Raw genomic sequence first — 21,499 nt, forward strand, 5'->3', positions numbered from 1 at the left:
ATTCTATTTTTATTAACCACAATTTGTTAAAATAACAATAATCATGCTATGGAAGGACGTTGTACATGGCTTTATTGTCAATTGAAAATCTTGTTGGAGGCTATACAAGAAACCCCGTTCTAAAAGATATCTCCTTTGAAGTTAAGGAAAAGGAATTAGTTGGCTTAATCGGCTTAAATGGAGCTGGGAAAAGCACAACCATTAAACATATTATCGGTTTGATGGAACCTCATCAAGGATCGATAAAGATTAACGACAAAATCTTCACAAACGACAAAGAGGCATATCGCAGGATGTTTACATTTGTACCGGAAACACCTGTATTGTATGAAGAACTGACCCTAGAGGAGCATTTACGTTTAACCGCAATGGCTTACGGATTAGATGAAGCAGCCTATAAAGAACGAATTTTTCCTTTATTGGAGGAATTTCGGATGGAAAAACGGCTAAAGTGGTTCCCGGCGCATTTCTCCAAAGGGATGAAGCAAAAGGTGATGATTATGTGTGCTTTTCTTGTGCAGCCATCGCTTTATATTGTTGACGAACCGTTTGTCGGGCTGGACCCGCTTGGCATCCAATCCCTTCTTGATTTGATGAAAAAAATGAAGGATAATGGCGCAGGCATTTTGATGTCTACGCATATTCTGGCAACCGCGGAAAAATACTGTGATCGCTTCGTGATTCTTCATGATGGTAAAATCAGAGCAAAGGGAACCCTTCAAGAATTAAGAAACGAGTTTGGAATGCCGGAAGCATCACTTGATGACCTTTATATCCAATTAACAAAGGAAGAAAAATATGTTTGATGATAAGAAATTGTGGAGAGACAGGGCTGGGAACCGGCTTAAGGATTTAAGCAGGTATTTAAAATATATTTTTAATGGGCATCTTGTCATTGTATTATTATTTCTCATCGGAACAGCTGCCTTTTATTATCAGAAATGGATTGAGACACTTCCGGCGAATTTTCCAGCTGAAGCGATTCTGGCTGTCATCCTAAGTCTATTTCTTACTTATAGTCCCGTATATAATTTTTTACTTGATGCAGATAAAGTCTTTCTAATAGCAGTGGAGGAGAAATTAAAAGGCTATTTTCTGCGCTCTGGCGGGGCAAGTATTGTGTTTCAAGGATACATTCTGTTAATGGTGCTTGCGGTACTGATGCCGATGTATGCTCATGCAAAAGCAAATGGGTTCAAGTTATTTTTACCCATATTAATCGTGCTAATAGTGGTTAAATTGTGGAACTTGGCGGTAAAATGGCGGATTCTATATTTTGTCCAGCTGTCTGTCCAAAGATGGGACATGATCGTTCGTTATTTTATTAATCTAACCTTTACATATTTACTGTTAAAACAAGCCAATGTCATGATTCTTCTTATCATTGGAATCGTTATGCTGCTTTATTTCCGTTATTTTTACGCACGAACAAGGAAAATGGGGTTAAAGTGGGATGTATTAATTGAGCAGGAAGAAAAACGGATGGCTTCCTTTTACCGGCTTGCTAATATGTTCACGGATGTGCCAAATATTAAGGATACGGTTAAGCGTAGAAAATACCTAGATGTATTGATCAGCCGTATTTCATTTTCGCAGGACCAAACTTATATGTATCTGTTTTCCCGGGCTTTTCTCCGTTCTTCTGATTATCTTGGTCTATTTGTCCGATTAACGGTGATCGGTTCACTGGCAATTTATTTTATTTCTTTCGGAATGGGACAAATATTGCTTAGCGTGTTATTCCTGTATTTAACCGGTTTTCAATTACTGCCGCTTTACAGACATCACCAAAACAAGCTGTGGGTCAGCTTATATCCTGTTGGTGCTCAAGTGCAACAGAAGTCGTTCCAGACTTTGCTAATAATTATTTTATCAGTTGAAGCGGTTATTTTTGCATTGCTTATCCTTATTAAAGGCGAGGCAGCTGCCGCATTACTTGACCTGCTGGCAGGATCGATCTTCAATTGGCTGTTTGTGTATGTATATAGTAAAAAACGTTTAAAGGATTAATAAGATCCCCTTTCAGTGATGAAGGGGATTTTTTATCAAAAAATTAGGCGGATTTCTTGGTCCTTTCGCATAATTATAGCTAAGGGGTGTAAACGATGAATGAGTATGAATTGAAGGTATATGATGAAGTTGAGGATTGGAAGCGGAAGTTAACTAGACGCTCGGGAATGATGAAACGACTCTCGAAAAAGGCACAGGTTAAAGTGAATGAGTACATTCCCGACAAAGTTCACCAAATGATGACTGACAGCATCAAGGCAATGGTGAAAGCGACGTTATTCGGCTCACAATTGACTACTAATCATAATCAAGCCCTGGGTCTTACTTTGGAAGAAAAGGATGAACTCGTTCGGAAAAAAATCTCCACCTATCAGAAAACAGCGATTGTGGAAGGAGCCGGTACAGGTGCAGGAGGAATTTTGCTGGGTTTGGCGGATTTCCCGCTGCTGCTCTCAATTGAAATGAAATTTTTATTTGAGACAGCAGCTATTTATGGTTTTAATACAAAAGAGTACGAAGAAAGGTTATTTATTCTCCATGTTTTTCAGCTGGCTTTTTCAAGTGATGAAATCCGAAGGCAAACGCTTGAGGATATTGAAAAGTGGGAGAGCCGTAAAGAGCAGCTTGTGGAAATGGATTGGCGAAAGTTCCAGCAGGAATACCGTGATTATATTGATCTTGCAAAAATGCTCCAGCTTGTTCCGGGAATCGGGGCGTTTGTTGGTGCGTATGCAAATAACAATATTCTAAAAACACTTGGTGAAACCGCCATGAATGCTTATCGCTTACGGCTATTGCAAAAAGCCCCTGAACTGTAAACCGTTCCGGGGCTTTTATTTCAGATTAAAAACATTGCGGCTATTGTGGTTACTATGAGTCCGATTACTACGGGGACAAGATTCCGTCTTGCCAGCTCAAAGGGGTCGACATTACAAATAGCGGCAGCAGGGATTAAGGCCCACGGGATAAGTGTTCCGCCTCCGACCCAGATTGCGGCTATTTGTCCTAAGGCGGTCAGCGTGGCGGCGCCTTTGCCGATAGCAACAGCGAATAAACCTGCTACTGAGCCGGCTAAGGAAATACCGGAAAAACCGGATCCATCCAGCCCTGTGATCGCTCCAACAATTGTTAAGGTGACAGCTCCGACGGCTTTACTTAACGGGACGATATTGGCCAGGGCAAGACCTAAATCATTGACAATTCCATGCGAGGCTTTCGGTAAATATTCGCCAATAATTTTTGTAAAACCCTCATCGCCTAAGTAGAAGAATGCGGCAATGGGAATAACCGGACCAAATACTTTAAAGCCAAATTGAAAGCCCTCAATTAGAAATTGGGTTGTTTTTTCAAGCCCTTTGCTTTTGTATCCTGTTAAAGAGATAAGCAGAAGAATTATGATGGAAGTTCCACCGATTAATGCAGTGGCATCTCCACCAGTCAAATCAAGGATAGACATGGCCGCGACATCTGCTGCAAATAATAATGGCACTAATACCGCAAAGAAATGTTTTTGACTAATGGATAGAAGAGCCTGCTCACTTGGGGTTTCCGCTGAAGAAACAGGCATAACCTCCGTACTTGCTTTTAGTTTTCCCTGCTTCATATCGCGCTGCAGCAAATAGAAGGCAGTAATAGTTGTGACAATTCCCATGATAAAGACTAAAGGGACACTGGCCTCAATTACATCTGAGATGGGAATCCCTGCTGCATCTGAGGTTAACTTGGGAGCTGCTTGAATGACAAAATCTCCGGATAAAGCAATCCCGTGGCCAAACAGATTCATCGCCATGGCGACGCCCAATGCCGGAAGTCCTGCACGAATCGCCACAGGAAGGAGAACCGCTCCTAATAGAGCGACCGCCGGCGACGGCCAGAAAAACCAGGAAATCATCATCATCAGAATCCCAATGGTCCAATAGGCCAGTGCTGGTGTACGAATCAGCTTTCTGAACGGAGAAATCATCACATCATTGATTCCCGTTTTGGTTAAGGTATGACTCATTGCAACAATTATGGAAATGACGAGAATCGTCGACAATAATTCGGTAATCGCATAGCTAAAACTATTAAAAATGCTGCTTATAGAATCACTTAAACCGCCTGTTGCAGTAATCGCAATTAAGAAAATCCCAACAATACAGACAATGGTCGTATCTCTTCTCATCACCATAAAGCCAATAATAAGAGCAATAAAAACCACATATATCCAATGAAGAGCAGTTAACTCTACAACCATTCACTTTACCCCCTTTCTACACCCGCTAGGCTATTGCCCCAAAGGATGTAATATTAGAATATGAAATCCATAAAAAAACGGTGTCAGGCACTCATGTGAAAAATTCACATGGTGCCTGACACCGTTATTCGGTAATCATATATTCGCTGGTGTAAGGTGCGCTTTCGAAGATTTTTTGTTGTCCGCTGCTGATGGTGTTTTGGTGGTCTGCGAGAAAGTTTGCCGGTGAGCTTTGCCATTTTTCATAATCTGTCTCGTTTTCCCAAACACTCATAATGATGTACGTATTGGAGGTTAACGGGCGAAGGACTCTTAATGCAATCAATCCGGAAACGTTTTTAAGCACTACCCCCTTACCTTTCATTTGGTGTTCAAATAACGGACGTCCTTCTTCCGTGACCGGGATATTATTCATTATGGCAAATCCTTCATTTGGTATTTCGCCGATGGCCTCAATCGCCTCATATCTCCGTGGAGCGCTGAATACCGTTTTTCCTGCTGTTTCATGAAGTAACAAGGCACCATTCTGGTTTACCATCATTACCATTTCCCCAGGATATTTGTTTTCAATCTTTTTTAAGAAATCAAACGTACCTGTTGTCATATAGACATTCACAAAATCATCCCCTTAGTTTAAGCTATATTTATTATTATTCCACTGGATTTGCCGAAAAAACGACTTTTTTTTGACAGTTTGGGTTGTTTACTATACACGAATAGGAATAATCGCTATAGTGGAGACAGTATGCATATGTAAGTTTTTAAAATTATGCTATATATATTAAAATGAATAGCAGACAAGTCTTGAAAGGTGGACTGTATGGAATGACAAAACAAATCAATGAAACATTTTTAAAAGCGGCAAAAGGGGAGAAGACAGACCATGTACCAGTTTGGTATATGCGCCAGGCAGGGCGTTCGCAGCCGGAGTACCGTGAAATTAAAGAAAAATATTCTTTATTTGAAATCACACATCAGCCTGAGCTTTGTGCTTATGTAACCCGTCTTCCGGTTGAACAATATAATGTTGACGCCGCTATTTTATATAAAGATATTATGACACCGCTTCCTGCAATGGGCATGCATGTTGAAATTAAGGGCGGTATTGGGCCGGTAATCGACAATCCGATACAATCTCTTGCTGATGTGGAAAAATTGGCAGAAATACATCCTGAGGAAGATATTCCTTACGTTTTAGATACAATCAAATTATTAACACAAGAACAATTATCCGTTCCATTAATCGGTTTTTCGGGAGCGCCGTTTACATTGGCAAGCTACATGATTGAAGGAGGGCCATCAAAGAACTATAACAAAACAAAAGCATTCATGCACTCGGAACCAAAGGCTTGGTTTGCGTTAATGGACAAATTAGGCGATATGGTGATTACATATGTGAAAGCGCAGATTGGTGCCGGAGTAAGAGCGATTCAGATTTTCGATTCTTGGGTCGGCGCTTTGAATGTGGAGGATTACCGTTACTATATTAAACCGGTAATGAATCGAATCTTTACAGAATTACGAAAAGAAAATGTTCCATTAATTATGTTTGGTGTTGGAGCCAGCCATTTGGCTTTGGAATGGAATGATCTGCCGCTGGATGTTGTCGGCTTAGATTGGCGTCTGCCGATCTCTAAAGCAAGGGAAATGGGCATCCATAAAACGGTTCAAGGCAACCTCGACCCGGCCATTTTACTTGCACCTTGGGAAGTCATTGAAGAAAAAGCAAAGGCCATTTTAGATCAAGGTATGGCAGGGGGCGGTTATATCTTTAATTTAGGACACGGTGTGTTCCCGTCTGTGAAACCCGAAACATTAAAGCGATTAACAGCCTTTGTTCATGAATATTCGGCTTCCAAACTTGGCCGCTAAGGTAGTGTGTAAGTTTGTTCATTGGTAAACCGGCTTTTATTTTGGCAAAATAAAAGAGTTATTTAAGTAAGGGTCACGAAGGTGCATTCGTGTAATTTGCTGTGCGCTGGGTGACCCTAGTAGAATTTTTAAAGGGAAATCAAACAGATTTTAAAATGAGGTGCAAGAAATGACAAAAAAGAAAATGGGTCTCCTCGTAATGGCTTACGGTACCCCATATACTTCAGATGATTTAGATCGTTACTATACACATATCCGCCATGGGCGAAAACCATCCCCGGAATTAATTGAAGATCTCCGCAGCCGTTACGAAGCAATCGGCGGAATCTCACCACTTGCCAAAATTACCCTCGAACAAGCGGAAAAGCTGGAAGAGCATTTAAATACAATTCAAGATGAAATTGAATTTAAAATGTATCTTGGTTTAAAACACATCAATCCGTTTATCGAGGATGCGGTTAAACAAATGGTTGAGGATGGGCTTGAAGAAGCTGTCAGCATTGTGCTGGCGCCGCACTTCTCAACCTTTAGTGTGAAATCGTATAATGGCAGAGCGGAAGAAGAGGCGGCAAAATTAGGCGGCACACTGAAAATCAAAACGATTGAAAGCTGGTATGATGAGCCGAAATTTATTTCTTATTGGGCCGATGAAATCGGTAAGATCTTTCAGCAGATGCCGACGGATGAGAAAGAAAATGCCGTGTTAATCGTTTCTGCCCATAGTCTGCCGGAGAAAATTCTTCAGTTTGGCGACCCATATCCAAAGCAGCTTAAGGAAACGGCTGATTTAATTGCCAAACAAGCGGATATTAAGAATTACGTGATTGGCTGGCAAAGTGCAGGAAACACTCCTGAACCGTGGTTAGGACCGGATGTTCAGGATCTAACAAGGGATTTATATAACGATCACCACTATCAGGCATTTGTATATGCTCCTGTAGGTTTTGTCTGTGACCACCTTGAAGTGCTTTATGATAACGATTTTGAGTGCAAAGCGGTAACTGATGAATTAGGTGTACGCTATTACCGCCCGGAGATGCCAAATGCAAAACAGGAATTTATTGATTTATTAGCAGATGTAGTTTTGAAAAAACTCAATGATTAATAATTTGTAAGGGAAACAGTAGAAGAAGGTGACATCCGTGGCGGAAGAAAAACAGAAGGTTGTCATAATTGGGGGAGGAGCTGCCGGATTAACAGCGGCATACTATCTTCAAAAGGAAATCCGAGAAAAAAAAATGCCAATCGAACTCAAGCTGATCGAAGCATCCCACCGGCTGGGGGGGAAAATGCAGACCGTTATAAGAGATGGTTTTACAATTGAGCGGGGTCCCGACTCATTTTTAGCAAGAAAGACAAGCATGATTCGGCTGGCACAGGAAGTGGGAATGGAGGGGCAGCTCGTTCACAATTCTACAGGAAAATCGTATGTCATGGTGAATGAAAAACTATATTCCATGCCGGGCGGTTCTATAATGGGAATCCCGACAGAAGTTGGTCCGTTTATCACAACCAATTTATTTTCAATCCCCGGAAAGCTGAGGGCAGCTGCCGATTTTATTTTACCGCGTTCGGAAAGCGGAAAAGATCAATCCCTGGGAGAATTTTTTCGCAGAAGATTGGGTGATGAAGTGGTTGAAAATTTAATTGAACCACTGTTGTCCGGAATTTATGCCGGTGATATAGACCAAATGAGTCTGATGGCTACTTTCCCGCAATTTTATGAAGTCGAGCAAAAATACCGCAGCCTGATTATTGGTATGAAAAAGACGAAATCGGCAATATCGAAGCAGCCCGTCAGCAAGCCCCAATCCAAAGGTGCTTTTCTTACATTCAAAACCGGACTGCAGTCATTTGCTGAAGCGATTGAAGCAAAATTAGATTCGAACATGATTCTCAAAGGTCACCGGGTAGAAAAAATCTGCCGGGTGAATGGACATTACGAAATCTATCTTAATAATGGGGAGACAATTGAAGCGGATAGCATTATTGCGGGAACTCCCCATAAGGTCACACAAGGAATGTTTTCGGATTATCGCTTTTTTGACCCATTAAAATCTGTACCGTCCACATCAGTGGCCACCGTTGCTATGGCTTTCCCGGAGGAAGCAATTAAAAACGATATTAATGGGACAGGTTTTGTTGTTTCTAGAAGAAGCGATTATTCCATTACAGCTTGTACATGGACACATAAAAAGTGGGTTCACTCCGCACCAAAGGGTAAAGTTTTGCTCCGCTGTTATGTAGGACGAGCCGGCGACGAAACAATCGTTGACCTTTCAGATGACCAAATTATTAAGATTGTTCTTGATGATTTAAAGAAGACGATGGATATCACGATGAATCCCGATTTTTCCGTTGTGTCGCGCTGGAAAAATTCGATGCCGCAATATACGGTTGGCCATAAACAACGGCTTGCATCCATTTTAGAACATATGGAAGCAGAACTGCCAGGCGTTTTCCTAGCCGGCGCTTCATACGGAGGCGTAGGAGTCCCCGACTGTATTGACCAAGGAGAAGCAGCCGTCCAAAACGTCTTGGAGTATTTAAAAAATAATCGTTGATATTTTAACCCCTGTTGATTGTGGCGCAAATCAACAATTAGAAGCTGTTACTAAAATACAGCTTCTTTTTTATTTCTTTTTTTACTTGCCAATAGAAGAAAATGGAGTTATACTCTAAAAGTATTAAATGACTAAAATGTTCAAATGGTCATACGCAAGATTATCATAAACAGATAATCTTTATTTTTTAATAACTAATGACCAAATGGACGATTCAGTCAAAAAAGTTCCAAGGAGGTTTAAATATTGAAAAGCGGCTTGTTTAAGCAAGAAATTTCGACGATTATTAAAAATAAAAAAATCTTAATTCCAATTATCGCTGTCTTGTTTATCCCGGTACTATATGCCGGCTTGTTTCTATGGGCATTTTGGGATCCATATGGAAAAATGGATCAGCTGCCTGTAGCGATTGTCAACAGTGACAAAGGAGCCGCCATGGACGGAGATCAACTGCAGCTTGGCGACGACTTAGTTAAGAAATTAAAGGAAAGCAAGGATTTTGACTATCAAATCGTGAACAAGCAAGATGGCTATAAGGAGCTAAAGGATCAAAAATATTATATGCTTATTGAAATTCCAAAGGGTTTTTCCAAAAATGCAACAACGCTAATGGATAAAAATCCGAAGAAGTTGGAATTAATCTACGTTCCTAATGAGGGGTTTAACTTCCTTTCCGCTCAAATTGGCGGAACGGCGGCAGAAAAAATCAAGACAGCCGTTGCTGAAAAGGTAACCGAAACCTATGCGGAAACGATTTTTGATAAAATCTCCGAAGTGGCCGATGGTTTTCAGCAGGCAAGTGATGGTGCCGCAAAACTGAGTGAGGGTTCAAAGGGTTTGGATAAAGGCTCGAAGGATTTAAATGACGGGCTGGCGACATTTGCCGAGAAATCAATTGAATTTAAAGACGGAATCAAATCGGCGGATTCAGGCTCGAAAAAACTCGCTTCCGGTTCAAAAGATTTGTATGCAGGGCTTGAAACACTGGCCCAAAAATCAATTGAATTCAATAATGGAATGCAATCTGCAGATTCTGGGGCAAATAAGCTGGAAACCGGTGCAAAGGATTTGGATTCCGGTCTTTCGACGTTAGCTAAAAAGACCGATGAATTTAACAATGGAATGCAATCTGCCAATTCTGGAGCTAATGAGGTAGCAGCGGGCAGTAAAAATTTAAATGACGGACTTGGACAGCTGCTGGATGGACATAAGCAGCTGGAAAATGCCTCAACACAGCTTGAAGACGGCGGAAAACAATTACAAAGCGGGATTCAAGAGGCTAAAGCAGGCATTAAAACAATGAATTCAGAAGTGCCAAAGCTTGTTGATGGAACAGCACAACTTCAGGCAGGAGCAGAGAACCTTTCCGGAAAATTAACTGCCTGGCAGGATAAATCTGCTGAAGCGGCAGCCGGTGCTGAACAGTTAAACCAGGGGGTCACAGCCTTAAAAGCGCAGCTTACACAAATGCTGCCATTATTAGAATCATTACCTGAAGCTAAAAAGGCTGAACTTGTAAAAGCATTAAATGATTTAGAATCCGGCAGTGCAGATTTAAAAAATGGAACACAAGGACTATCAACAGCAGCAGGGCAGCTTTCCGCAGGAGCAAATGAACTATCCGCAAAGCTTAATGTAGTCAACAATGGGCAAAAAAGCTTACAGGATGGAATTGCAAGACTTTCAGAGGGCAGCCAATTGTTAGAGGCCGGTGCTGATAAGCTTGTCAGCGGACAGAAAACCTTTACTGATAACATGAACGTGTTTGGGGAGAAATTTACGGAAGCAAAGACTGGTGCAAATAAACTTGCAAATGGATCGAATGAGCTGGTAAATGGAATGAATCAGCTTGTGGATGGTTCAAATGCATTATCAGCAGGGGCAGGTCAATTAGCCTCCGGTTCACATACCTTAAAAACCGGCGCTTATGATTTATTAAGTGGTATGAATAAACTTGCTTCGGGATCTAGTGCATTGTCGTCCGGGGCCGGGCAAATTGCTTCCGGTTCTAACGATTTAAAGAACGGTGCGGCTGATTTATCCGGTGGAATGTCTAAATTATCTTCTGGTGCCGATGCGATTACCTCTGGTGCAGGGAAGCTGGCTGATGGTTCTGACCAGCTGAAGGATGGAACTAAAAAGCTTTCTGACGGCTCAACTGAATTAGCGGATAAGCTGAAGGACGGGGCAAAAGAAGTGTCTAAAGTTCATGCGGATGATAAGACATATGAGCAGATGTCACAGCCAGTCAAACTTGATACGGAAAAAGTAAATCACGTTCCTAACTATGGAACAGGGTTTACACCGTACTTCTTGTCATTAGGCTTATTTGTGGGGGCCCTTTTATTATCCATTGTCTTTCCTATGCGTGATCCGGCAGTTAAGCCGGCAAATGGCTTCAATTGGTTTATCAGTAAATTTGCCATTTTGGCTGTTTTGGGGATCATTCAGGCGTTAATTGCCGACATCATTATATTAGGTGCATTAGATCTGCATGTGCATAGCGTACCTAAGTTTATCTTATTCTCGATTATTACGAGTTTAACGTTTATTTCTTTGGTTCAGTGTTTTGTTACGGTTTTCGCCGATGCTGGCCGCTTCCTGGCAATATTGGTGTTGATTTTCCAATTAACAACAAGTGCTGGAACGTTCCCGCTTGAATTAATCCCTAATTTCTTGCAGCATTTTAATGCCTTGCTGCCAATGACGTATACCGTTTCAGGATTTAAGGCAGTGATTTCAAGCGGTGATTACAGCTTTATGTGGCATAATCTAACAATTCTATTCACTTACATTGTGGTCTTTGCTTTATTAACCACAACGTACTTGACGATTAGACATAAGGCCAAATTTAAAACAACAGTGGAGAATTAATAATGGGAAAACCAGCCGGTCTAATTTGAAACGGCTGGTTTTTTCTTGTTTAATTAGATTAACTGGTTTTGAATAAGCATTTGGAGGGAAAACGATGAAACTTACTATCATTGGGCCATGGGGCGGTTATCCAAAGCAAAATGCCGCAAGCGCCGGTTATTTGCTTGAGCACGAAGGTTTTCATTTATTAATTGACTGCGGCAGCGGTGTTCTGTCGAAACTGCAAAATATTCTACCGCCGGAAGAACTTAATGCGGTAGTTATTTCACATTATCATCCTGATCATATTGCAGATATAGGTGTCCTGCAGCATGCCCGATTAATCCAAGGTTTTTTGGGAAAACAGTTTCCGGCGTTACCAATATACGGGCATACTTTCAATGAACATGAATTTACGAAACTTACTTATAAAAATATAACAAAAGGTGAGGCGTATGAGCCCGGCCAAAATCTTTTCATTGGTCCGTTTAAAATATCCTTTTTAAAAACAGACCATCCGGTGCCTTGTTATGCGATGCGAATTGAGGCAGATGGGAAAACAATGATTTATACAGCGGACAGTTCTTTTAAAGAGGAATTTATTGATTTCAGCAAAGGTGCTGACTTATTACTATGTGAATGTAATTTCTTTGGGAATCAAAATGGGAAAGCTGCAGGGCATATGACCAGTATCGAAGCTGGCCTCTTTGCCAGTAATGCCCAGGTAAAGCAGCTGATTCTTACGCACCTGCCTCATTACGGGCAAATAAACGATTTAATTACTGAAGCATCCTCCAAATTTCCTGGTATAATAAAGCTGGCGGCAGAATTTGATACTTACGTACTATAAAAGGGGGCTTTAACATGTTGTTTATCGATAACAAAGGAATTACGGACCCAAGGATTAATCTGGCTATTGAGGAATATGCATTAAAAAATCTTGATATAAATGAAACTTATTTTTTATTTTACATAAATGAACCTTCCATCATAATTGGTAAAAACCAAAATACGATTGAAGAAATAAATACGGATTATGTAGAGAAAAACGGCATCCATGTGGTAAGACGGCTATCTGGCGGCGGGGCTGTTTATCACGATCTTGGTAATTTGAATTTTAGTTTTATTACGAAAGATGACGGCGAGTCTTTTCACAATTTCCGCAAATTTACCGAGCCGGTTATTGCGGCCTTGCAAAAATTAGGGGTAAATGCGGAGTTAAGCGGCCGTAATGATATTGAGGTAGAGGGAAGAAAAATTTCCGGGAACGCACAATTTTCCACAAGAGGAAGAATGTTTACCCATGGGACCCTATTACTCAATTCGGAAATGGAAAACGTCGCATCTGCCTTGAAGGTTAAAAAAGAAAAAATTGAATCAAAGGGAATAAAATCAGTCCGCAGCCGCGTGGCTAATATTTCGGAATTCTTATCAGAAAAAATCAGCATTGAAGAATTTCGCTCCTTCTTGTTAAAGAATATCTTCGAAGGACAGGAAGAAATCCCTGAGTACGTGTTAACCGAAGAAGATTGGCGGAACATTCATGAACTTTCTAAGGAAAGATATCAAAATTGGGATTGGAATTATGGTAAATCGCCAAAATTTAATTATCAGCATTCCCATCGCTTTCCGGCAGGTACTATCGATGTTCGGCTTGATGTTAATAAAGGATTCATTGAAAACTGTAAAATCTACGGCGATTTCTTTGGCGTCGGAGAAGTAAGTGAGATTGAGGAGAGGCTGATGGGGATTCGCTACGAAAAGAGCGATATTGAAAAGGCACTATCTGATATCACTACCACTTATTATTTTGGAAATATATCGAAAGAAGAATTTATTAATTTAATATACTAATGACGTTCCTAATAAAAGCACCTGGGTCCAGGTGCTTTTATTTATTAGTGTTTTTTCCTTATTTTCGGAATTTTTTTATACTTATACTTGAATAGGTTAATATCTTTCAATATAATATATTTAGAAAATTTTTTATAATTAAATGAATGAGTATTCATTCATCAGAGGGGAGCGAGTTTATGAATCTTTCATCACAGCTTCACGAAACAGCAAAGGCATCAGCTGATAAAATTGCCTATTACTTCTTAGATAAGTCTTGTACTTATGCTGAATTAGATGGGGCAATCACAAAATTTGCATCAGGTCTTGAAAAACTAGGGGTAAAACAAGGGGATCATATCGCATTATTATTAGGAAATTCGCCGCAATTTGTTATTAGTTTATATGGCGCATTGCGATTAGGGGCAACCGTTATTCCTATCAATCCGATTTACACTGAAGATGAAATTGGTTACATCCTCAAAAATGGAGATGTAAAAGTAGTTGTCGGGGTCGATTTGATGATTCCGCTTGCAGAGAAAGTACATCGTCTATTGCCAAAAGTAGAACATTATATTATTTGCGAAACAGAACAAAATGACTATAAAGAGAAGATTGTTGAAGAACTTTCAGTATATTCAAAAATGAAATCGTTTACAGAGGTTATAACCTCCGGGGACATAAGCTTCCAGGGACCAACGCTCGAAGATAATGACACAGCTCTGATTCTTTACACCTCGGGTACAACCGGAAAACCAAAAGGCGCCATGCTGACACATAAAAATTTATACAGCAATGCAAAGGATATTGGTGATTATTTAAAAATTAATCATGATGATAGAGTTATTACCGCATTGCCAATGTTCCATGTGTTCTGTTTGACGGTGGCGTTAAATGCGCCACTTTTAAGCGGGGCTGCTATTTTAATCGTTCCAAAGTTCAGTCCGAAGGAAATCTTCCGCCTGGCTAAACAATACGAAGCTACCGTTTTTGCAGGGGTGCCGACAATGTACAACTTCCTATATCAATATTCGGACGGGAATGCCGAGGACTTCAAATCATTTCGCCTATGTATTTCCGGAGGCGCCTCCCTGCCGGTAGCATTATTGCAGAATTTTGAAACGAAATTTAATGTCTTGATTTCTGAAGGTTACGGCTTATCTGAGGCATCACCGGTTACATGCTTTAATCCGCTTGACCGTCCGCGAAAGCCCGGCTCCATCGGCACAACGATTCTGAACGTTCAAAACAAAGTCGTTAATGAACTCGGTGAAGAGGTTCCAGTTGGTGCAGTTGGCGAATTGATTGTGCGTGGGCCGAATGTGATGAAAGGATATTATAAAATGCCAGAGGAAACAGCTGCAGCAATAAAGGACGGCTGGCTCTATACCGGTGACATGGCACGAATGGATGAAGAGGGATATTTTTATATTGTCGACCGGAAGAAGGATTTAATTATTGTTGGCGGGTATAATGTGTATCCGCGTGAGGTTGAAGAGGTCATATATAATCACCACGACGTTGTAGAGGCTGCGGTACTTGGTAAACCGGACCCGAATCAAGGGGAGGCAGTCTGCGCCTATGTTGTGAGGAAAAATCTTGAATTGACTGCGGAACAGCTGTTAGAGTATTGTAAGGAGCATCTCGCAAAATATAAGGTACCATCCTCTATTGAGTTTTTGGAGGAACTTCCCAAGAATACGACCGGCAAAATTCTAAGACGGGCGTTAAAAAAGCAAGTGACACATAGTTAAATAAAATTTTTGAAAAAGGCAGGCATTTGGCCAGCCTTTTTCGAATTTATTTAACGAAAAGGAGTGGTGTTAATGGAGCAAATTTTGTTAGATGTTACTAATCACATCGCAATGGTGACAATTAATCGGCCTGAGTCACTTAACGCTTTTAATTATGAAACATTATTGGAGCTGGAAAACAAAATAGCCGAAATTCGCATTCATCCAGTCATAAGGGCAGTAGTTTTTATCGGAGGTGGTGAAAGGGCTTTCAGCGTAGGCGCTGATTTAAAAGAGCGGAAGAATTTGACGAATGAACAGGTTAAGCGGAATCTTTATAAGATTAATGAGGTGTTTTGTGCCATCGATCAGCTGCCGCAGCCAACGATTGCGGCAATTAACGGATTTGCGTTTGGCGGCGGAATGGAGCTGGCTTTGGCCTGCGATTTCCGGATTGCGGCCAAAGAAGCGGTTATGGGACTGACAGAGACCAGCCTGGCAATTATCCCCGGTGCTGGAGGGACACAGCGGCTGCCGCGGTTAATTGGACAGGCTAAGGCATTGGAATTGATTTTAACGGCACGGAAAATGTCTGCTGATGAGGCTTTTTCCTATGGGGTGTTGACGAAGGTAGTGGGACGTTCTGAGTTGATGGGGGAAGTTTATGCCCTTTGCTCGCAATTGCTGGCAAATGGTCCTGTGGCACTGCAGCAGGCGAAATTTGCCGTCAAAAACGGCTTGAATGCCGATTTAAGCACCGGACTGCAAATTGAGCGCAAAGCCTATGAGGTGACCCTCCCAACTGAAGACCGGCTCGAAGCGCTAAAAGCCTTTGCGGAAAAGAGAAAGCCGGTTTTTAAGGGGAAGTAAACTGATCAAGCACCGTTTAGCAGTAAATTTCTATCTCACTAAGAGGCTGGCATATTGTCAGCCTCATTTTTGTGTTCTAAATCCTCGCTTTTTAACTAAACTAAGTATAAGAGGTTGTACAAAAGGGGGGACAAATAATGGTGCGAAAAATGGGGTTCTATGCGGTTTTGGCATATGTCCTTTATGGACTGTTTTTTTATTGGTATTTTTTTCAGCTTCCTGAACCGAAGCTGCCGTTTGAATATCAGGGAACAAAAGCCGACCCAACGACATTTTTAAATGGCCGGGAACTTATGTTAACGGAAGAATATTCGAAAATTAGAAATCTGTTATTTTTCTTAAGTACGCCATTCGAATGGCTTTTCTATTTCCTGATCTTATTATTTGGTTTTTCGAAGGCATTCAAAAGATGGGCGGAAAGCTCGACGAAGTACAAATTTCTTCATACTGCGATCTACCTTTTCTGGTTATCACTTTTTGCCTATATCGCTACCTTTCCGCTGAGTTATATTAGTTATTCTTTGTCAAAAACGTATCATATTTCAACCCAGAGCTTTCCTGCTTGGATGAAGGATGAACTGATTGATTTTTGGATTAATTTTGGGACATGGCTGATTATTGTACCTGTCTTATATTGGTTGATGAAAAAAAGCAAAAAACGCTGGTGGCTGTATGGATGGCTTTTATCGGTTCCATTTACATTATTTATGATGTTTCTTCAACCCGTCGTCATTGATCCGTTATACAATGACTTTTACCCGTTGAAAGACAAGCAGCTTGAAACAAAAATATTGGCGATGGCAGAAAAGTCTCACATTCCGGCGAAACATGTTTTTGAAGTTGACATGGCGGAAAAAACAAATGCCCTGAATGCCTATGTGACAGGAATTGGGTCGAATGCCCGAATTGTTCTTTGGGATACGACCTTAAATAAATTGAATGATAACCAAATTCTATTTATCATGGCTCATGAAATGTGCCACTATGTGGAAAAACATATTTACTGGGGTATAGGCGGGTACCTGCTGCTATCCCTGCTTGGCTTGTATTTAACATACCGATTAATGAATTGGACCGTGAAACGATATGGTAAGGAATTTAAAATTCCCGATGTCAGAGATATACGTTCACTTCCTTTATTTTTTATGATCATATCTATGCTAATATTTGTATCCAGCCCATTTACGAATTTTGCCTCTCGCTATCAGGAAACAAGGGCCGATCAATATGCGATTCAGATGACAAAAAATCCAAAGGCAGCAATTTCATCATTCCAGGAGTTAACGCGTTCCGGATTAAGTCAGGTGAATCCACCGCTGCTAGTGAAAATTTTTCGATATACCCACCCGTCGATGCTCGACCGTATTTCTAAACTTGAGGAATATGAAATAAAGCAGCGAAATAACGAATAAAACAATAAAAAGGCTGAAGACAATGGATTTGTCTTCAGCTTTTTTATGGGGGCAACTGCTGTTTATTCAAGTTCCAAAACGTTTGTTAATTTCCTTAAGCTGTCCGGTTAATCGCAGAAATGATTTTTTGTCTCGATGGTCAATGGCCGTGTCAATTTTCTTTAATAACTTTTCTTTTTCAACAGTTAGCTGGATTTCTGATAATAGCATTTCGATATACAGGTCTTGAACGAAATTCTCTCTCTTCTGGTTGCGTTTCATAGCAGCAATTTTCATTAATTCGGCATATGACTTTTCTTTCATGAAAATCACCTCTGTTGCTTTTTTTAATTATATGGGGTTTTCGAGATATTATCATTAATATTTGGAACTTTCTAAAGGTAATTTTTCATGAGAAGATTTTGTGAATATTTTAGTAACAATTAGAAAATTTACAGAAATTTAGCGGTAAAAGTGGTAAGATGTGGTGGGAAAATTATTATGAAAAGGAGTTGAATAGTTTGAAGGAGCTTGAATTCTATGAAATCAATTCATGTACCATGTTTATAATGCCTGTTGATTATGGTGGTAAAGTCTTTTCCAAAGTCATGGAGGTCGACGATGAGTTCTTATCACCTCTTAGGCCGGTTGACCTTATTAAAAAAAATTGCTCTTATTTTGGGGTAAGCTTTGAAAGCAGGAAAAAAGGTACCACTGAATTAATTGGTTATACAAGGAAAATTCCAATTGTCATTGAGCCGGCGAATCATCTTTTCTTTTTCCCGACAACATCGCCTAATCGTCCCGAATGTGCTTGGATTGCTCACGAGCACGCAGAGAATTTCCGCCGTGTCGGACCGCAGCAAACGCTCATTACTTTTAGTGATAAACAATCACATGTCTTCCAAGTTTCATTTGGAACGGTTGAAACACAAATGTTAAGAACTGCGTTATTAAAAAGCAAGCTGCTGCAAAGAATTGAAGGTAATCAAAAAAAATCATTTTATTTACACGGTCCAAAATTATCAAAGGCATCCGAGAACTTTAGCGACTATGGAAATGATAGTTTTCCGAAGGGTCAGAAATAATTGTTTATCATTTTTAGCGGCTTAGCGGGACAGGTGTTTTTTCAAAAAATAAGTTTCCATTAGCTCTTGGACCTTATTGCGGATTCTTGGATTAAAGTAATTATGATTTTCTTCATAACCTTTATAAATAAACAAATACATTGTAAAGGCATCGTCCCGTTTTGTTTCAATAACTTTGAGCTTATTCTTCTTCATATATTGCTTTGCCTCGCCCAATTCCCTCTGAACATCTTTCATTGTTTCTTCAATTAATTCTAAATAAGGCTTTTTTAGTTTAAAAGGGCTGTTCTGAACAACTGTTAAATCACGATTTAAGATTATTAACACCATCGGTAAATAGATGGCCTTTTCCATTATATCGCGATCATGCTCTGGAATTCGGGTCATGGTATAATTTACACCTCGCAATGCGAACTAATGTTCTTATTATATTTTACAAAAAAGAAATAATAAATGCAATACCGCTTTAATTTCTCATAAAACCTGCCAATCCCTCTTTTATAAAAGGGGGCTTTTTTTTATTGGGAAAGTTTCTCTAAATAGATAGCTCCCAATTAGGGGAAAATGAATAAAAAAAGAAACCTTGTAAACCAAAAATTAGTCGAATATATAGTAAAATAAAAATACAATTGGACGGATGGGTGATAAAATGCGGTCAGAAAGACATAAAGGAAAAAAGAAAAGACGATGGAGGTCCATTCTGCTTGTTTTTTTACTGCTGGTTTGCGCTGGAATAGGCTATTCCTACTTTCAGTATAAACAAGGGGTAAATCAATCATTAAAAAAGATGGATCAAAATCCTTCAAAAGTTGTTTACAGTTTTGAGGGCCAAAAGGATCAATATGGAGATACAAATATTCTGATGCTTGGAAGCGATGCGCGAGGTAAAGAAAAATCCCGTTCGGATACAATTATGATAGCCCATTTTAATGAGGACAAAGGAACATTTAAATTGACTTCGATTATGAGGGATAGCTATTTGGAAATACCGGGCCATGGAAAGCACAAAATTAATGCCGCTTTCGCCCTCGGGGGTCCGGAATTAATGCGGCAAACCATTAAACAGAACTTTGATATTGACCTGCAGTACTATGCTATTGTTGATTTCCAGGGCTTTGTGCAGTTAATTGATGAAGCTTTTCCAAATGGTGTAGAGATTGATGTGGAGAAAGAGATGAAGAAAAATATTGGTGTGAAATTGGAGCCGGGGCTGCAAAGATTGAATGGGAAACAATTACTCGGGTACGTCCGCTTTCGACATGATGCCATGAGTGATTTTGGACGTGTAGAACGCCAACAAAAGACAATCAAGGCAATAAAGGATCAGCTAAGCGGATTACAAACTATTGCCAAGCTGCCTAAATTAATCGGTGTTGTAAGTCCATATGTCAATACGAATATGAAAACATCAGATGTTTTATTTATGGCGAAGGATTTTCTGTCGGAAAAACGGGGTACTATTGATACATTTAGAATCCCAGTTGAAAATAGCTTTACCGAACCCCGTGTACAAGGGGAAGGTCTTGTGCTCGATATTGACGTTGAAAAAAATAAAGAAGCCCTTCACCAATTTATTACAAAATAAACTAGAAATGGAGGCGCATTCGTGCTTGACTTATTGTAGGGTGGAGAGCGAAGCGTCTCGCCGCTAGGGCGCTGGAGCTAGACATTTCTTGAAGTAGAATGTATAAAATAGAAGTAAAAAGAGGAGAAAACGGATGGATTTTGAATCAATTAGAGCTTGGTTTACTATTGATAATATGATGAATCTGATACAGGATTATCGTACTCTTGGACCGATACCTGGTATTTTACTGACCATGGTTGAAGCCTTTTTGCCGTTTCTCCCTTTATTTGTATTTGTTATGGCAAATGCCAATGCATTTGGACTCTGGATGGGCTTTTTGTATTCTTGGATGGGAGCTTGCATTGGTGCTATGCTGGTGTTTACACTGGTCAGACACTATGGACAAAAAAAGCTTCTAGCATTTTTGCCCCGGCATCGGCAGGTGCGAAAGCTGATGAACTGGGTAGAGCACCACGGTTTTGGCCCGCTTTTCTTACTGCTTTGTTTTCCGTTTACGCCGTCAGCAGTAGTAAACATTGTGGCGGGACTTTCGAGAATCAGCCGTGCGCAATACATGCTTGCTGTTTGTATTGGAAAAATGGTGATGATTTTTACCATAAGCTTTATTGGGTATGATATACGGGCATTAATCACACAGCCATATCGGACAGCCATTGTTTTGGCGGTCATATTTATTCTATGGTTTGTTGGTAAAAGAATTGAAACAAGACTTAATAAAGCTGGTGTAAGTGACGATAATGGAGAAACCGATCGAAACAATGAGATGGAAAAACGGAGGGGAATTTGATGAAAAGTGAGTGGAAAAGGGAAGGCTTGGAATGGATTAAAGCATTCGCGGTGGGGATTATTATCTTTGCTTTTATTCGTACATTTTTCTTTTCCAATTATATAGTGGAGGGCGAATCAATGATGCCGACTCTGCAGGATGGCAATAAGCTGGTGGTAAATAAGCTTGGATATCAAGTAAGTGATTTACAGCGCTTTGATGTTATTGTTTTCCACGCTAATGCCAAAGAGGATTTTGTCAAAAGGGTTATCGGACTCCCGGGAGATAAAGTAGAATACCGCGATGATCAATTATATATTAATGGGCATAGGTATAACGAGCCATTTTTAAGCGAATATAAGAAGAAATCCCCCGGTATGAAGCTGACAGGTGATTTCGATTTGAAAGAAATTACCGGTGAAAATGCGGTCCCAGAGGGGAAATTATTTGTTCTTGGTGATAACCGGTTAGGCAGCTGGGACAGTCGTCATTTTGGTTTTATCTCAGTGAGTCAGGTAGTCGGCAAAGTAGACCTGCGGTACTGGCCATTAAATGAGATGGATGTACATTTTTAAACAAGAAATGGCACGATATCATTATCGTGTTTTTTTGTTGTGTCTAGCTCCAGCGCTTTTCTATGTTTTTCCCAGTTCTGCCTAAAATCTGTTTAAGTTGTATCCAAACATTTGTGCTTA

20 protein-coding genes are annotated in these 21,499 nt (G+C 40.3%); 16 read left to right on the forward strand and 4 right to left on the reverse strand.

Going from position 1 to position 21,499, the window contains the following annotated elements:
* The first annotated feature begins 65 nt into the window (after window positions 1-65).
* From A6749_RS19655 to A6749_RS19665, 3 genes are all read left to right on the forward strand, one after another.
* Window positions 66-806, forward strand: a complete 741-nt coding sequence (locus tag A6749_RS19655; protein ID WP_066394691.1) for an ABC transporter ATP-binding protein — start codon at window positions 66-68, stop codon at window positions 804-806.
* Window positions 799-2,010, forward strand: a complete 1,212-nt coding sequence (locus A6749_RS19660) for an ABC transporter permease (RefSeq protein ID WP_066394693.1) — start codon at window positions 799-801, stop codon at window positions 2,008-2,010. Before A6749_RS19655 ends, A6749_RS19660 begins: the two co-directional genes overlap by 8 nt.
* A 95-nt stretch (window positions 2,011-2,105) precedes the next feature.
* Entirely contained in the window at window positions 2,106-2,828 is a 723-nt protein-coding gene (locus A6749_RS19665) for an EcsC family protein (RefSeq protein WP_066394695.1), read from the forward strand.
* Between the two features lie 20 nt (window positions 2,829-2,848).
* On the opposite strand, the gene A6749_RS19670 is transcribed toward A6749_RS19665, so the two are convergent.
* Both A6749_RS19670 and A6749_RS19675 read right to left on the reverse strand, forming a co-directional pair.
* Window positions 2,849-4,246 (reverse strand): hypothetical protein, encoded by a 1,398-nt coding sequence (locus tag A6749_RS19670; RefSeq protein WP_066394696.1) that lies wholly within the window; start codon window positions 4,244-4,246, stop codon window positions 2,849-2,851.
* A 124-nt stretch (window positions 4,247-4,370) separates the two neighbouring features.
* Window positions 4,371-4,862, reverse strand: a complete 492-nt coding sequence (locus A6749_RS19675; RefSeq protein WP_066394701.1) for an antibiotic biosynthesis monooxygenase family protein — start codon at window positions 4,860-4,862, stop codon at window positions 4,371-4,373.
* 209 nt (window positions 4,863-5,071) lie between these two features.
* On the opposite strand from A6749_RS19675, the gene hemE reads away from it, so the two are divergent.
* The 9 genes from hemE to A6749_RS19720 all read left to right on the forward strand — a co-directional run bounded on the left by hemE (window position 5,072) and on the right by A6749_RS19720 (window position 17,383).
* Entirely contained in the window at window positions 5,072-6,118 is a 1,047-nt protein-coding gene (hemE, locus tag A6749_RS19680) for a uroporphyrinogen decarboxylase (RefSeq protein WP_066394703.1), read from the forward strand.
* A gap of 169 nt (window positions 6,119-6,287) precedes the next feature.
* Complete coding sequence (gene hemH, locus A6749_RS19685) at window positions 6,288-7,223, forward strand: ferrochelatase (protein WP_066394705.1); 936 nt, start codon at window positions 6,288-6,290, stop codon at window positions 7,221-7,223.
* Window positions 7,224-7,260: 37 nt separating this feature from the next.
* Window positions 7,261-8,682, forward strand: coding sequence for a protoporphyrinogen oxidase (hemY, locus tag A6749_RS19690; protein ID WP_066394712.1), 1,422 nt, complete (start codon window positions 7,261-7,263; stop codon window positions 8,680-8,682).
* 246 nt (window positions 8,683-8,928) lie between these two features.
* Window positions 8,929-11,556, forward strand: a complete 2,628-nt coding sequence (locus tag A6749_RS19695) for a YhgE/Pip domain-containing protein (RefSeq protein ID WP_236719705.1) — start codon at window positions 8,929-8,931, stop codon at window positions 11,554-11,556.
* 94 nt (window positions 11,557-11,650) lie between these two features.
* Window positions 11,651-12,385 carry an MBL fold metallo-hydrolase gene (locus tag A6749_RS19700; protein ID WP_066394717.1) on the forward strand — a complete coding sequence of 245 codons (735 nt, stop codon included), beginning with the start codon at window positions 11,651-11,653 and terminating at the stop codon, window positions 12,383-12,385.
* A gap of 14 nt (window positions 12,386-12,399) precedes the next feature.
* On the forward strand, window positions 12,400-13,389 hold the full coding sequence (locus A6749_RS19705; protein ID WP_066394719.1) for a lipoate--protein ligase: 990 nt from the start codon (window positions 12,400-12,402) through the stop codon (window positions 13,387-13,389).
* A 179-nt stretch (window positions 13,390-13,568) separates the two neighbouring features.
* On the forward strand, window positions 13,569-15,122 hold the full coding sequence (locus A6749_RS19710; RefSeq protein WP_066394725.1) for a fatty acid--CoA ligase family protein: 1,554 nt from the start codon (window positions 13,569-13,571) through the stop codon (window positions 15,120-15,122).
* Between the two features lie 72 nt (window positions 15,123-15,194).
* Window positions 15,195-15,971 (forward strand): enoyl-CoA hydratase-related protein, encoded by a 777-nt coding sequence (locus A6749_RS19715; RefSeq protein WP_066394732.1) that lies wholly within the window; start codon window positions 15,195-15,197, stop codon window positions 15,969-15,971.
* A 137-nt stretch (window positions 15,972-16,108) separates the two neighbouring features.
* Window positions 16,109-17,383, forward strand: a complete 1,275-nt coding sequence (locus tag A6749_RS19720) for a M48 family metallopeptidase (RefSeq protein ID WP_066394742.1) — start codon at window positions 16,109-16,111, stop codon at window positions 17,381-17,383.
* Window positions 17,384-17,449: 66 nt separating this feature from the next.
* On the opposite strand, the gene A6749_RS19725 is transcribed toward A6749_RS19720, so the two are convergent.
* Complete coding sequence (locus tag A6749_RS19725; protein WP_066394746.1) at window positions 17,450-17,686, reverse strand: IDEAL domain-containing protein; 237 nt, start codon at window positions 17,684-17,686, stop codon at window positions 17,450-17,452.
* Between the two features lie 197 nt (window positions 17,687-17,883).
* Here A6749_RS19725 and A6749_RS19730 point away from each other — a divergent pair, with 197 nt between their 5' ends.
* On the forward strand, window positions 17,884-18,450 hold the full coding sequence (locus A6749_RS19730; protein ID WP_236719706.1) for a competence protein ComK: 567 nt from the start codon (window positions 17,884-17,886) through the stop codon (window positions 18,448-18,450).
* A 21-nt stretch (window positions 18,451-18,471) separates the two neighbouring features.
* On the opposite strand, the gene A6749_RS19735 is transcribed toward A6749_RS19730, so the two are convergent.
* Entirely contained in the window at window positions 18,472-18,837 is a 366-nt protein-coding gene (locus tag A6749_RS19735; RefSeq protein ID WP_066394752.1) for a hypothetical protein, read from the reverse strand.
* A 262-nt stretch (window positions 18,838-19,099) separates the two neighbouring features.
* Here A6749_RS19735 and A6749_RS19740 point away from each other — a divergent pair, with 262 nt between their 5' ends.
* The 3 genes from A6749_RS19740 to lepB all read left to right on the forward strand — a co-directional run bounded on the left by A6749_RS19740 (window position 19,100) and on the right by lepB (window position 21,379).
* Window positions 19,100-20,035, forward strand: a complete 936-nt coding sequence (locus tag A6749_RS19740; RefSeq protein ID WP_066394754.1) for an LCP family protein — start codon at window positions 19,100-19,102, stop codon at window positions 20,033-20,035.
* A gap of 133 nt (window positions 20,036-20,168) precedes the next feature.
* A complete protein-coding gene (locus A6749_RS19745; RefSeq protein WP_066394761.1) occupies window positions 20,169-20,825 on the forward strand; it encodes a TVP38/TMEM64 family protein in 657 nt (218 codons plus the stop codon).
* On the forward strand, window positions 20,825-21,379 hold the full coding sequence (lepB, locus tag A6749_RS19750; RefSeq protein ID WP_066394768.1) for a signal peptidase I: 555 nt from the start codon (window positions 20,825-20,827) through the stop codon (window positions 21,377-21,379). The genes A6749_RS19745 and lepB overlap by 1 nt, the downstream gene beginning before the upstream one ends.
* The last annotated feature ends 120 nt before the right edge of the window (window positions 21,380-21,499 follow it).

The sequence above is a fragment of the Neobacillus mesonae genome (assembly GCF_001636315.1).
Classification (GTDB): domain Bacteria; phylum Bacillota; class Bacilli; order Bacillales; family Cytobacillaceae; genus Neobacillus; species Neobacillus mesonae.